We start from the raw sequence: 12,638 nt of genomic DNA, 5'->3' as shown, positions 1-12,638 counted from the left end.
GATGAGCTCCCTGCGGTCGCGGCTGTCGCGTCCGGTGGTCCTCGTGGCCATCGCGCTCACGGTCGTGCTCGTCGCGGTCGTGGCGGTGGCCGTCCTGGCCACCCGGGGCGACCCCGGCGACGGTCAACGGTCGACCGCGCCGCTGCCGCAGGAGCCCGGCGAGCTCCTGGAGGCGACGCCCGTCGCCGAGGGAGCGCCCGAGGGCAGCCGCGCCTGGCGCATCCTCTACACGACCACCGACCGCGAGGGCACCACGATCGAGGCGACGGCCGGCGTGTACGCGCCCGCGGACACGTCCCTCACCGACCTGCCGGTCGTCGCCTGGGGTCACGGCACGTCCGGCTTCGCGCGGGCGTGCTCGCCCAGCCTCCAGCCCGACCCCATGGCCGCCGGCTCGATGTACGTGGCCGACGAGGTGATCGACCGGGGCTGGGTGCTGGTCTCGCCCGACTTCCCCGGCGTGGGTGACGACGGCGACCAGCCGTACCTGATCGGCGAGGGCGCCGGCCGGGCCCTGCTCGACGCGGCGCAGGCGGCGCGCGACCTCGACGACCTCGACACGGCACCCGAGACGGTGGTGTGGGGCTTCTCCCAGGGCGGTCACGCGGCGCTGTGGGCCGGCGGGCTCCAGCCGGCCTACGCCCCCGACGCAGAGCTGGCCGGAGTCGCCGCCCTCGCGCCGGCCACCTTCCTGAAGGAGACGTTCGACCGGCTGCCGGCGCAGGACCGGATCTTCGCGGCCTACACGATGGCCTCCTACGACGCGGCCTACGACGACGTGCGCTGGAGCGACTACGCGACCGAGGAGGGCGAGTCCTTCGGGCGCGAGGTCGCCGCCGAGTGCCTCCCCGACCCGCAGGCCTACTCCGAACTGGCGACGGAGGTCATGTCGTTCCAGGACGGCGCGCTGTTCGACCAGTACTTCGCCAGCGGTGCGATGGGCAAGCGGCTGGCCGAGAACGAGCCCGAGCTTCCGGTCGAGGCGCCGCTGCTGATGGCCCAGGGCGCGACCGACACCGTGGTGCTGCCCGAGCGGCAGGCCGAGTTCGCCACGCGGGCGTGCGCGCGCGGCCAGGTCCTGGAGTACGTCACGGTCGAGGGCCGTGACCACCTCGGTCTCGTGCTGGAGGACTCGCCACTGTTCCCCGACCTGTTCGCCTGGACCGAGGCCCGCTTCGGCGGGACCCCCGGTCCTGCCGAATGCGTCCGGCGCACGGCCGGCCGCGGGTAGGCTCGGCGCGATGCTCGACTACGCCATCGTGGTGGCCACCCGGAACCGGCTCGACATGCTGCGCGTCTCGCTGCCGCTGTTCGTGGCGCAGTCCCGGCCCGCCTCCCGGATCGTCGTGGTCGACCGCAGTGACGACCACGAGGCCGTGCGCGCCTACTGCGAGTCGGTGGCCCGGGAGACCGAGATCCCCCTGGTCGTGCGGTACGGCGACCAGGCCAACCTGCCCGCCCAGCGCAACCAGGGCCTCGATCTCGTGACGGAGCCGGTCACGATGTACCCCGACGACGACTCGCTGTGGTTCCCCGACACGGCCGAGCACCTCATGGACGTCTACGAGGCCGACCGCAACCGCCGCTACGGCGCGATCTCCGCCACGCCGGTGGCCGCGGCCCCGCCCGGCGTCGACGTGCCGATCGCGCCCACCCGGCGACTGACGAACGTCCCGGTCGTGATGGCGATCAGGAACCGCGTCGAGCGGCTGATCGTGCCCGCCCCGTTCGTGCTCTTCGGCGCCGAGCGCACGAAGGCACTGCGGTCCGGCGCGGAGCAGGACGGTCTGGACCACCCGCTCGTGCCCACCATCGGCGGCTACCGGATGACGTTCCGCACCGAGGTCCTGCGCGAGCTGCGGTTCGATCCCACGCTGGGCTCGCGCGTCGGGTACGCCACCCACGAGGACATCGACATCGGCCTGCGCGTCCTGGCCTCGGGATCCCTCGTCGCGGCGGCGCCGCGGTCGCTGGTGTTCCACTGCGTCGCCCCCGGCGCGCGGGCCGCCGGGTTCGACTACGGCTTCTTCCACGTCCTGAACTACCTGTACATCTGCGCGAAGGTGATGCCCGAGCGGTCGCTCGCGCGGCGCCGGCTGCGGCGGTACCTGCGCTACAAGCTGTTCCTCTACGCGGCCAAGCGACGCGACCAGTACGGGCGCGAGGTGCACCAGGGCGCGAAGGCGGCGTACGCAAGGTTCGACGAGGTCATGGCGGCCGACCAGTCCTCGCTCCCCGTGCTCTACGGGCAGGTCGCCGACGCCGAGCGCGCGGCCCACGCCGCGTCGCTCACCGCTCGCAGCTGAGCGGCCCGAGGGCGCTGATGTCGCCGTCCGGCGACACCGACACGATTTCGTTGCCCGCGCCCCAGGTGGTCCGGTCGCACGTGGTGACGTTCGAGGGCCCGTACTGCCAGGAGTCGGCGACGACCTTGAGGCCCGAGACCCGGCCCGGGGTGCCGAGCCGGAACGAGAAGCCACCGCCGCCGACCAGCACGTTCTCCACCGTCAGACGCTCGTTGCCCGAGTTCTCGGGGTGGAAGATCGCGCCGTTGCCCAGGCACCCCTCGTCGTGGTTGAGCAGGATCGTGGTGTCGCGGATCGTGGCGGGGGCGGCGCTGTTGGCCTGGAAGCCGTCGCCGTGCCAGTCGACGTCGGGGCAGCCGTCCGCCGGGGCGATGCTGAGGTAGGAGTCCTCCACCACGACGGGGCCGCAGCCGTGCTCGGCGCCACCGGCCCGCAGCCCCTCGGACAGGCCGATGACCTTGACCCGGGTGGCTGTGTAGCCGCCGAACTGCACGGCCGGCTGGAACAGCTCGGTGTCGCCGCGGACGAAGCTGGAGTCCTCGATCACGAGGTTGTTGTTGCAGGCGTTCGCCTGCAGGTTGTCGATGCGCGAGCCGACGAACTCGACGCGTCGGATCGTGACGTCGGGGGCGCGGACGTGCAGCACGCCGTTGACGATCCTCACGTCCTCGAGCACGGTGCCGGGCTCGTCGACGTCGAGGTCGCCCGTGTACGTCTGCTCCGGCTCCCAGTCCTCGGGCACGCCGGTGTCGGCCGACGTGGGGTAGCCGGAGGCCTTGAAGTCGTCGGTGTCGACGATCTTCGGGTCGGCGGGGGCCGCGGCCTCGGGCACCTTGCCACGCGGCATGAACAGCGGGTCGACCCAGTACTGGCTGGACTCCCACGACTTCGTCGGGAAGTTGCTCTCGGCGCCCTCGGCGTAGACGCCGCTCTTGCCGGGCTCGATCTCGAGCGCCCCGGAGTACGACTGGCCCGAGTAGCCGACCGTCTGGGCGAAATTGCCCTGCGGTGCGTGGTACGACACGACGTGGCGCTCGCCCTGCTCGATCTCGACGGGCTGGTCGAACCACGCGGTGCGCCACCCCTCCTGGCCCCCGGTCTCCCCGAAGTCGACGGTGGCGAGCCGCTCGCCGTCGGACGACCACAGGCTGGCCACGTGGGGCCCCTCGTTGCGGGGTGTCCACCAGAAGCGCACGCCGGCGACCGCGCCCTCGACCTTGCTCGTGAACGCCGTGCCGAGCTCCACGGGACCTTCGTCGTTCACCACGCCGACGTGCGCAGGGGGGACTTCGGGCCACAGCGAGACGACGTCGCCCGAGGGTGCACCGTCGTCGAGCGGGTCGATCACGAGGAACGCGACGACGCCGAGCGCGACGAGGGCGACGATGACCCCGAGGCTGATCAGCAGGAGCTTGCGCATCAGCGACCCGCTCTCGCGTCGACCGGCCCGCGCGAGGTCTCGTCGCGGTTCCACGCGCGCGTCGAGCGCACCCGCGCATGCAGGCGGGCCGCGACGGTGACCGCGACGTAGACGACGGCGGCGGGCAGCAGGCGCGGCTCCTCGCGGACGATGTCGCGCCACGTGGGCCGCGGTGCCTGCACCCGGTGGCCGAGCGCGACCAGTTCCTGGTTGCCGGCGACGATGCGCACCTGGCGGCGGTAGAGCGAGCGCAGGGTGCGCGGGGGATGCACCGTGAAGGTGGCACCGTCGGGGTTGTGGCGCTCGGCGTGCTCGAAGTGGGCGTAGACGAAGCCGTCGTCGGCGATGACATCGGGGAAGGCGCCGAAGCGGGCGCGGCCCTGCTCCGACAGGGCGTAGACCCCCGCGCCGATCACGTGGTGCCTGACGTAGCCCAGCCGCGAGCGGATCGCGTAGTAGGCCCGGCACGGGAGCGAGAGGCCCGTCATGTCGAACATCGGCCGGGGTGCCGCCGCGAGGTGTCCCGACTCGAGCGCGCCGACGACCGCCTCGAGGGCGCCGGGCGACAGCACGACGTCGGCGTCCAGGTAGATGCGCGGGAAGGCCGAGACAGCCGCGTCGCCGGCGTTCAGGGCAGCGGTCTTGGAGGCGGTGGGGATCTCCACGACCCGGACGCCGTCGTACGCCGCGGCGACCCGGGCGGTGGCGTCGGTGGTGGCGTTGCAGACCACGACGGTCTCGAAGTCGGCCGGGTCGAGGCCGTCGAGCGCCGCCTCGATCGTGCGGCCGATGACGCGCTCCTCGTCGTGGGCCGGAATCACGATGCTCGCGCGGGCCCGGTTCATCGCGCCTCGCCGGGGAAGCCATCCCACCACTCGCCGCGACGACGCCAGGTGGCGAGCCACTTCGCGCCGCGGCCGGTGAGCCGAGAGCCGAGGGCGCGCAGGCCGACCCCGGCCCGCAGCAGCGCGACGCCGAGTGGGGCGCCTCGACCGTGGTGGGTGCGGGCGTAGGTGATCTTGCCGGCCAGCAGCAGCGGTTTGCTGCCTGCCGTGCCCTCCGACGAGCGGCCGACGGCGTGGACGACCTCGACCGCGGGATCGATGACGGGCCGGGCGCCGAGTGAGCGCGCGCGGGCGCTGAGGTCGGCGTCCTCGCCGTAGACGAAGTAGCGCTCGTCGAAGCCGTCGAGGCGGTTCCACAGGTCGCGCTCGACCAGCAGCAGGCAGCCGGTGATCATGCCGACCTCGCGCACGGTGTCGCGCGGCCACCGACCGAGCGACTCGGGGTCGAAGACGGTGGAGTGGCGGAAGACGGTGGACAGGCCCGACGCGAAGCAGAACGTGCTCCACAGGCTCGGCAGCCCCCAGCACGAGGAGGGCTCGAGATCACCCTCGGTGGTGAGCGTGCGACCGCCGTACATGCCGTGGCCCGGGTGGCGGCGGGCGAAGTCCACGAGCTCGGCGAGCGAGCCGGGACGGGCGTCCATGTCGGGGTTGAGCATGAGCACCCACGGTGCGGAGCTCGCGGCGGCGCCCTGGTTCACGGCACGGGCGAAGCCCACGTTGGCGTCGTTGCGCAGCAGCATGGCGTGCGGCGCGTGGAGCGAGACGACCTCGGCGCTGTCGTCGGCCGACGCGTTGTCCACCACGACGAGCTCGGCGGACAGGTCGCCCAGGGCGGCCGGGAGCGAGTCCAGGCAGCGGCCCACCCAGTCGGCGCTGTTGTAGGTGACGATGACGATCGCCAGGTCGGCGGTGCTCACGTGGCGGCACCGCGGCGGCGCACGACCTTGGCCGGGACGCCGGCGGCGACGGAGTCGGGCGGCAGGTCGCGGGTGACCACGGCGCCGGCGGCCACGATGGTGCCGTCGCCGATCGTGACGCCCGGCAGCACGACGACCCGCGTGCCCAGCCACGTGTTCGCGCCGATGACGACGTCGGCCTCGCGCTTGGGCAGGTCCATCACGGGGCCCGGCCCCGCGTCGAAGTCGTAGTTCGAGGCGGTGATGAAGACGTCGGGGCCCAGGAGGGCGTGGTCGCCCAGGGTGATGCGGCCGTTGGAGTCGCCGGCCCACAGGCAGCTGCCCTGACCGATGTGCGAGCCGTCGCCGATCGTGACGCGGCTGCCGTTGCGCACCGAGACGGTGGGGGAGAGGCGCACGCCCGCGCCGATCGTGGCGTCGTCGATCGAGGCGCCGTCGTACCCGGCGAAGTTCGCCATCCGCGCCCAGCGACGCCACGTGCGGGGGCGCAGGACGCGTCGCGCCGCACTCGAACCCGGTCGACCGTCGCTCATGAATCGGTCCTCTCGACGTCGCCCGCGAGGTGCGGGCGGTCTGCGCATTCGGCCTCTGACGGACAGTGCCGCGCAGTACAGTGTATTGCGGTCGGGCGCTGCCTTTCCGGGGTTTGGGGCGATGGACCGAGGTCCGTGCGATGGGGTGGGAATGAGCGAAGACACCGGACTCGCCCGGCACACCTCGATCAGCGTCCTGTGGATGACCGCGCAGCGCTGGATCACCCGGCTCGGCGGCTTCCTGACGATCATCATCCTCACCCGGATCCTGTCGCCCGAGGACTTCGGCGTCGCCGCCACGGCCACGACGCTGCTCCCGCTGATCTACGTCCTGGCCGACGCGGGCTTCTCGGCATACCTCGTCCAGGCCGACGAGGTCGACGAGCGCACGCTGGCCACCGCGTTCTGGTTCTCGCTCGTGTCCGGTGCGGCCCTCGCCGGGGTGATCGCGCTCGCGGCGCCGTTCATCGGCGCGGCGCTCGACGTGCCCGAGGCCGCTCCGCTCCTGCAGGTCATGGGCCTGTCCGTGCTCGCCGTCGCGGTCGGCTCCGTGCCGATGGCGCTGCTGCGGCGCGCGATGGAGTTCCGCAAGCTGGCCCTGATCGAGGCCAACGCGGCCATCATCGCCCAGGTCGTGGCGATCACCGTCGCGGTCACCGGCGGGGGCGCCTGGGCGCTGGTGCTGCAGGTCCTGTGCGGCCAGACGATCGTGCTGGTCTCGGTGTGGATCGTGGCGCGCTGGCGGCCCCATCCCGGCTTCTCGCTCGCGCGGTTCAAGGTGATGGTCGCGTTCGGCTCGCACGTCGTCGGCAGCGGGCTCGTGTACGCGCTGCGTGTCTGGGCCGAGACGGCGATCGTCGTCGCCGGGCTCGGCGTGCGCGAGATGGGCTTCCTCTCGATCGCCCAGCGGCTGGTGCAGACGGCCCAGGACCTCTCGATCTCGGCGCTGCTCCCGGTCTCCATGGCCGCGTTCGCGAAGATCCGCGACTCCGTCGACCGGCTACGCGGCTTCTACCTGCGCGCCTCGGCGGTCGCGTACGCCGTGATCACGCCGCTCATGGTGTTCCTCGCGGTCGCGGCGCCCGAGGTCGTGGAGCTGCTCTTCGGCGCCGACAAGGCCGAGAGCGCGCTCGTGGTCCCGGCGCTGGCGATCATGGCGATCGCGGGAGTGGGCTGGGCCGTCGACCAGGCGCTCCTGGTGGGCACGGGTCACCCGGGCCGCTGGTTCGCCTTCATCGCGGTGATCTACAGCCTCGCGCTGCTCGTCTCGCTGTACCTCGTCCAGTTCGGGCTGATCGCGGTCGTCACGGGCTGGGCCGCCATCGCGGTCGCCGAGGCGCTGCTGCGCTCGATCCCCGTGGCGCCGGTCATCGGCGCGACGCGGTGGCAGGTCATGGCACCGTTCGTCAGCGTCGTGCCCACCGCGGTGCTGGCGGGGGCGGCCGGCTGGGGCGTGCTCTGGCTGGCCGACCCGCTGCCGGTCCTCGTCGAGATCTTCCTGGGCGGGACGGCGGTTCTCGTCACCTACCTCGTGGCGATGGCCCTGCTCAAGCCCGCGACGACGGCCACGGTGCTGTCGGTGCTCCCCGGTCGCATCGCGGGTCCGGTGCGCGCCGTGCTCGGCCGTCGCCTCCGCGTCGGGGACGAGTCCCCGGGCGCCTGAGGTCAGCGACCCTCGAGGGCGCGGCGGTAGAGCGTCTCCAGGTGCTCGACGCGGCTGTCCCAGAGCGAGACCTCCGCACTGCGCTCCCGCGCTCCCGCGGCGAGGCGGGCCCTCAGGCCCGGATCGGCGCACAGCCGGGTGAGGGCGTCGGCGAGGTCGCGCGCCAGCTGCTCGGGATCGGTGACGGGCACCCGGATGCCGCAGTCGTCGGTGACGGTGCTCGACGGACCCCCGCGGTCGCACGCCACCACCGGCAGACCGTGCGAGAGCGCCTCGATCACGACGATGCCGCCGGCCTCGCGGTAGCTGGGAAAGACGAAGACGTCGGCGGCCGCGTAGAAGTCGTCGACCGCCTCGTGGTCCACGCGACCGTGGAAGTGGACGAGGTCGGCGATGCCGAGCTCAGCAGCCAGCTCCTCGCACGCGGCCCGGTCGTAACCGTCGCCGACCACGTCGAGGGTGGCGGTGCCGCGGGGGAGCTGGTGCAGGGCGCGGACGGCGTCGCGGACGCCCTTGTTGCGGATGACGCGGCCCACGTAGAGCAGCCGCACACCCCGGGTGCGGGCGGAGCCGGGCGCGGCCGGCGGCAGGACCTCGATGCCGGTGTCGCTCATCGTGGTGAAGTCGCGCACGGGGATGTCGCCCAGCTGGTCGCGCACGTAGTCGGCGATGCCCACGACGAGCGAGGCGTTCGCGAACGTGGCGCGCAGCGCGGGGCTGCGCCGCAGGCGGAACCGGTCGAGCCGGCGCAGCCCGGTGAACCACGGGGCGCCGCCCTCCTGGTCGGCGAACGCAGGCGGGGACTCCAGGCTGCCCCCGACGGGCCCGATCACGTACGGGACGCCCGCATCCCGCAGCGGCGAGGCGAAGCGCAGGGACACCGGGGTGATCTGGTGGGCGAGGTCGAAGCGCTCGCCGCGGGCCAGCGCCCGGCGGATCCAGCGGCGGGCGCGCCACGCGAACGGGTAGTAGCCGGGGTTCAGCATCGCCTTGAAGCGCTCGTGGCGCCCGATGAGCGGGGGCTCGTCCCACTCGACGATGCGCGCGCCCTCGACCGTCCCGGTCAGCGGCAGCCCGGCCCGCTGGCGGTAGCACAGGACGGTGACGTCGTGGCGCTCCGCGAGGCGCCGGATCCACTGGTGCGCGATCCACGCCTCGCCCACGGACTCCGGGTGCGCCGTGGAGACGACCAGCAGGAGCCTCACGCGCCGCGCCCCGCGCGGACGGGGACGAGGAGGACCTCGGGATCGGACATCGCAGCGCTCACCTCGGCGTCGGGGACGGTCGGGCACATCGTATCGGCGAGACGCCCTCGGGCGGGCGATTCCGCGACTAGGCTCGGGCCATGGCAGATCCATCTCGGCTGGTGCCGATCGCCGGGATCGACCGGCTCCTGGGCGGCTCGCGGATCCGCCAGTCCTTCAGCCCACTCGACCTGCCGCCGCTGGAGCTGCTGGGTGACGCGCTCGTGCGGCTCGCCGCCCACGGCCCCCACACCCGGGCCGGGTTCGTGAAGGCCGACGACGAACACTGGCGCTACGTCGGCGCCGGCATCGCCGAGCGGCTGCCCGAGATCTTCCGCGTCGTACCCGAGGGCACGGCCGAGTCGGCCCAGGACTGGCTCGCGGCGCACCTCGTCGAGGACCTCCCGCTGCAGTTCGCCGTGAAGGGCGACGAGCTCGCCTCGGCCTTCGACCACGTGCTGCTCGACGCACCTCTGGCCTCGAGCATGCCGACCATCATCGTGACGATGGCCGGGGGAGCGCCGGTCCCGTCGCTGTTCGACACGGTCACCGAGCGGCCCGTGACGCGCGCCCTGTGGAACACCTTCGGCCGTCACCCCGGCACCCTGCTGACCCTCCTGCGCAGCCGCGGCGCTGCTCCCGAGGTGGCCGCCCTCCCGGCCGGTGCGGTCGAGCGCGAGGACGATCGCGTGCCCCTCGTCGATCCCGGGCACCTGACCCACCGCCTGCACCGCTCGTGCGACGTCGAGCAGATGGCCGGGGTCCGCGAATGGGGTGCGGCGCACGGTCTCGGGATCAGTCCCACCATGATGCTGCTGGCGGCCGCCGCCACGCAGCAGGCCGGCATCCCCATCGAGCCGCAGGGCGACCTGGTGGTCGACCTGCGCCGCTACCTGCCGAAGGGCGTGACCACGGGCGGGAACTTCATCACCGGGGTGTCCGTCCCGGTGTGGGGCGAGGGGTTCGAGCCGCCGATGGTGGGCGAGCGCCTCAGCACGATGCTCGACTCGGGCCGGCCGCTGGCGGCGGTGGCCGCGCGACTGCTGCGAGCGCGGCGGCGCCCGCCCACGGCCCCGACCGAGGCCGACACCGTGCCGCGGCCGGTGCGCGCCCGGACGTCGGTCAGCAACCCCGGCGTCCTGCGGATCTACGAGGCGCTGCCGTGGAAGGTACCGCCGGCCGAGCGCCGGGTCGTGCACGGCACCGACGGCGTGGTGCCGAACGCCATCGGCTGGATCAGCTCGACCGACGCGGGACAGTTCCGCGTCTCGGTGTCCTTCCGTGCCGACGTGTTCGACCCCGCCCTGGTGGACCGTGCCGCCACGCTCATGTTCACCGATCCGGTGGGCGTGCTCGACGCGATGGTCTGACGCCTCAGCGCGCGCGGCGGAGGCGGCGGCGCACCGCGCCGACCCAGCGCCGCGGGTGCGGGACGGCCGGCTTCGTCAGCGCCAGCGCCGCGGGACGACGTGGCTCGAGCACGACGATCCTGTGCACCGCTCCGGCCATGCCCAGCAACAGGAAGTACGTGCCCATCGTCATCGGGAACGCGAACGAGTCGAACAGCGCCATGCCCGTGGCGCCGGCGGCGATGGCGGCCAGCAGGGACAGGCCCAGGTCGCGCGTGTCCTCGTCCTCGGCGAGCAGGCGCACCCGCAGTGACACCCAGAGCCCGGCCACGGCGAGCAGCAGGAAGGCCGCCGTGCCGACCAGGCCGATGCTGACCATGAGCAGCAGGTACTGGTTGTCGAAGATCCGGTACTTGGGCAGGAACGAGCCCAGGCCGCGGCCGAAGAAGGGCGACTGCGCGATGTACGCCCAGGCGATCTCGTAGCTGTCGGTGCGCGACGTGATGCTCGGGTCGGTGCCGACGTTGCGGAACAGCGACTGGATCGTGCCGAACAGTCGGGGCACGGCGGCGAACAGCACCACCGCCATCGCGAAGGCGCCGGCGAGGAAGAGCCGACGACGCTCGCGCGGCCAGCCGATCACCAGCACCGCCGCGGCGACCGCGGCGCTGACGTAGGCCGAGCGCGAGAAGGTCAGGGCGATCGTGACACCCACCATGAGCGTGGGGATCCACTGCAGCAGCCGTCGCCCGTGAGTGGTGTGGAACGCCGCGTGCAGCGTGAACGGCAGCATCATCGCCATGATCACGCCGAACTCGATCGGGTGCGTCGCGGTGGCCGAGGGCCGGATCGTGTCGCCGCGCGTGAACACCTCGAACTGCGCGGCGGACAGGCCCGGGATGGAGATCCGGTTGATGATCGGGTCGCTCGTGACGACCTGCATGATGCCCAGGAACGCCATCAGGCCACCGGCCCACGCCAGGCCCGTCGCCAGCGTGCGGGCGCGCTCCATGGAGGAGATGCCGTCGTGCGCGACCAGCAGCGTGCCCGACCACGAGAGGACGACCGCCATCGCGACGTTCACGGGGCTGATCTCGTCGAAGTCGATCGGCCGGGACATCGCCACGACGTAGGTGATCGCGACACAGGCCACGAAGCCGAACAGGGCGCGCCGGACGGGCAGCACCTCGCGGGCGTGACTCTGGCTGGTGGTGCGCCCCACCTGGTAGAGCGCCCAGCCGCCGAGGCTGATCAGGCCGACCAGCATCGAGGGCGAGCCGGCACTGCCGAGCGCGGGGACGACCAGCCGGGACGGGATCGCGTAGAGGACGGTCAGGTAGAGCAGGAGCCAGGTGACCGAGTCCATCCGCGCCGGAGTCCGGACGGACGAGCTCATGGCGGGGTGAGGCTCCGGGGGCTCCGGCGGGCGAGCTCCTCCTCCGTGGGCTCCCACGTCTGCTCGCCGCCGGGCGTGTCGGTGCCCCCGTCGGTGTCGGAGGTGGCGTCCTTCACGGACTGCTCGTCGGCCAGCTCGGTGGCCACGGCGTCGTCCGTGTCGGTGGAGTCGGAGGTGACCGTGCCGTCCGTGGCGGGAACCGGTGCGGCGTCGGCCTCGCGACGGCGCCGCGCACGACGGCGGCGCGCGATCGCGTCGATGCCCGCGGTGGCGCCCGCGGTCAGCGCCAGACCCACGGCGACCGCCGCGACGACGGCTCGCGTGGTGGCGCGGGTGACGGCGGTGGCCTCGAGGTCGGCGGCGAGCTGCATGGAGGTGATGGAGTCACCCTTCGGCACGTCCTGCTGGGCCTGCAGGTCGGTGAGCGCGGTGGGCGCCGCGGCCAGGACCGCCTCGAGGGTGTCCACGGTGGCCTTGGCGCTCTGCGCCGACACCTGGACGAGGACCACGGGACCGCGCATCGTCGGGTCGGTGGTGACCTCGTAGAGGGCGCCCGGCTGCTGCTCGAGGATCTGCGCGCGGACCTCGTCGCCGTTGAGGCGGGCCACCACGAGCGACGTCGGCACGTCGAGGTTGTTCAGCTGGAGGAACGGGTTCTTGATGCCCTCGCCGCTGACCTGGTCCTCGGGAGGCAGCAGCAGCACCGTGCCGCTGGCCTCGTAGACCGGAGGAGTGGACGAGTACGCGGCGTAGCCCAGGACCCCGGTGAGGAGCAGGCCCGCCACGACGACGTACCAGCGTCGCAGCACCGTCTTGATGACTTCTACCAGCATGGATTCCCCAGTGGATCTCGTTCCCCGACTCCCGCGCGATGACCCTGTGCCGGCCGCCGTGGTCCCATCGTAACGAGGGGATCGCGATGCGGGGGGCTTTCCGCCCGGCGGTGGAACACCGCGATCGGC

General features: G+C 72.9%; 11 protein-coding genes. 4 read left to right on the top strand and 7 right to left on the bottom strand.

The window, feature by feature from the left end:
- The first annotated feature begins 1 nt into the window (after nucleotide 1).
- Together ACY1JX_RS06855 and ACY1JX_RS06850 are read left to right on the top strand one after the other, a co-directional pair.
- Nucleotides 2–1,231, top strand: a complete 1,230-nt coding sequence (locus ACY1JX_RS06855) for a lipase family protein (RefSeq protein ID WP_286929311.1) — start codon at nucleotides 2–4, stop codon at nucleotides 1,229–1,231.
- 10 nt (nucleotides 1,232–1,241) lie between these two features.
- A complete protein-coding gene (locus tag ACY1JX_RS06850) occupies nucleotides 1,242–2,306 on the top strand; it encodes a glycosyltransferase family 2 protein (RefSeq protein WP_286929312.1) in 1,065 nt (354 codons plus the stop codon).
- On the opposite strand, the gene ACY1JX_RS06845 is transcribed toward ACY1JX_RS06850, so the two are convergent.
- Genes ACY1JX_RS06845 through ACY1JX_RS06830 form a run of 4 tightly spaced genes read right to left on the bottom strand, consistent with a single transcriptional unit; the run spans nucleotide 2,290 to nucleotide 6,024 of the window.
- Complete coding sequence (locus ACY1JX_RS06845) at nucleotides 2,290–3,726, bottom strand: DUF4082 domain-containing protein (RefSeq protein WP_462565660.1); 1,437 nt, start codon at nucleotides 3,724–3,726, stop codon at nucleotides 2,290–2,292. The genes ACY1JX_RS06850 and ACY1JX_RS06845 overlap by 17 nt on opposite strands.
- Entirely contained in the window at nucleotides 3,726–4,571 is an 846-nt protein-coding gene (locus tag ACY1JX_RS06840) for a glycosyltransferase (RefSeq protein ID WP_462565659.1), read from the bottom strand. Before ACY1JX_RS06840 ends, ACY1JX_RS06845 begins: the two co-directional genes overlap by 1 nt.
- Nucleotides 4,568–5,491, bottom strand: a complete 924-nt coding sequence (locus tag ACY1JX_RS06835) for a glycosyltransferase family 2 protein (RefSeq protein WP_462565658.1) — start codon at nucleotides 5,489–5,491, stop codon at nucleotides 4,568–4,570. The genes ACY1JX_RS06840 and ACY1JX_RS06835 overlap by 4 nt, the downstream gene beginning before the upstream one ends.
- Nucleotides 5,488–6,024, bottom strand: a complete 537-nt coding sequence (locus ACY1JX_RS06830) for an acyltransferase (RefSeq protein WP_181754749.1) — start codon at nucleotides 6,022–6,024, stop codon at nucleotides 5,488–5,490. The genes ACY1JX_RS06835 and ACY1JX_RS06830 overlap by 4 nt, the downstream gene beginning before the upstream one ends.
- Nucleotides 6,025–6,175: 151 nt before the next feature.
- Here ACY1JX_RS06830 and ACY1JX_RS06825 point away from each other — a divergent pair, with 151 nt between their 5' ends.
- Nucleotides 6,176–7,687 (top strand): lipopolysaccharide biosynthesis protein, encoded by a 1,512-nt coding sequence (locus ACY1JX_RS06825; protein ID WP_462565657.1) that lies wholly within the window; start codon nucleotides 6,176–6,178, stop codon nucleotides 7,685–7,687.
- A 2-nt stretch (nucleotides 7,688–7,689) separates the two neighbouring features.
- Here the strand turns inward: ACY1JX_RS06825 and ACY1JX_RS06820 are convergent, their stop codons facing one another.
- On the bottom strand, nucleotides 7,690–8,892 hold the full coding sequence (locus ACY1JX_RS06820; RefSeq protein WP_462565656.1) for a glycosyltransferase family 4 protein: 1,203 nt from the start codon (nucleotides 8,890–8,892) through the stop codon (nucleotides 7,690–7,692).
- A gap of 140 nt (nucleotides 8,893–9,032) precedes the next feature.
- On the opposite strand from ACY1JX_RS06820, the gene ACY1JX_RS06815 reads away from it, so the two are divergent.
- Entirely contained in the window at nucleotides 9,033–10,301 is a 1,269-nt protein-coding gene (locus ACY1JX_RS06815; RefSeq protein ID WP_462565655.1) for a hypothetical protein, read from the top strand.
- A gap of 4 nt (nucleotides 10,302–10,305) precedes the next feature.
- Here the strand turns inward: ACY1JX_RS06815 and ACY1JX_RS06810 are convergent, their stop codons facing one another.
- A complete protein-coding gene (locus tag ACY1JX_RS06810; RefSeq protein WP_286929322.1) occupies nucleotides 10,306–11,676 on the bottom strand; it encodes an O-antigen ligase family protein in 1,371 nt (456 codons plus the stop codon).
- Entirely contained in the window at nucleotides 11,673–12,509 is an 837-nt protein-coding gene (locus ACY1JX_RS06805) for a YveK family protein (protein ID WP_462565654.1), read from the bottom strand. The genes ACY1JX_RS06810 and ACY1JX_RS06805 overlap by 4 nt, the downstream gene beginning before the upstream one ends.
- Nucleotides 12,510–12,638 lie beyond the last annotated feature (129 nt).

This window comes from Aeromicrobium sp. JP4 (assembly GCF_054957925.1).
This window is presented reverse-complemented; position numbering and strand designations above follow the sequence as displayed.

Excerpts from the sequence above, each read along its gene's own strand:
- ACY1JX_RS06855 (WP_286929311.1), top strand. The coding sequence starts at position 2 with ATGAGCTCCCTGCGGTCGCGGCTGTCGCGTCCGGTGGTCCTCGTGGCC.
- ACY1JX_RS06850 (WP_286929312.1), top strand. The coding sequence starts at position 1,242 with ATGCTCGACTACGCCATCGTGGTGGCCACCCGGAACCGGCTCGACATG.
- ACY1JX_RS06845 (WP_462565660.1), bottom strand. The coding sequence starts at position 3,726 with ATGCGCAAGCTCCTGCTGATCAGCCTCGGGGTCATCGTCGCCCTCGTC.
- ACY1JX_RS06840 (WP_462565659.1), bottom strand. The coding sequence starts at position 4,571 with ATGAACCGGGCCCGCGCGAGCATCGTGATTCCGGCCCACGACGAGGAG.
- ACY1JX_RS06830 (WP_181754749.1), bottom strand. The coding sequence starts at position 6,024 with ATGAGCGACGGTCGACCGGGTTCGAGTGCGGCGCGACGCGTCCTGCGC.
- ACY1JX_RS06825 (WP_462565657.1), top strand. The coding sequence starts at position 6,176 with ATGAGCGAAGACACCGGACTCGCCCGGCACACCTCGATCAGCGTCCTG.
- ACY1JX_RS06815 (WP_462565655.1), top strand. The coding sequence starts at position 9,033 with ATGGCAGATCCATCTCGGCTGGTGCCGATCGCCGGGATCGACCGGCTC.
- ACY1JX_RS06810 (WP_286929322.1), bottom strand. The coding sequence starts at position 11,676 with ATGAGCTCGTCCGTCCGGACTCCGGCGCGGATGGACTCGGTCACCTGG.
- ACY1JX_RS06805 (WP_462565654.1), bottom strand. The coding sequence starts at position 12,509 with ATGCTGGTAGAAGTCATCAAGACGGTGCTGCGACGCTGGTACGTCGTC.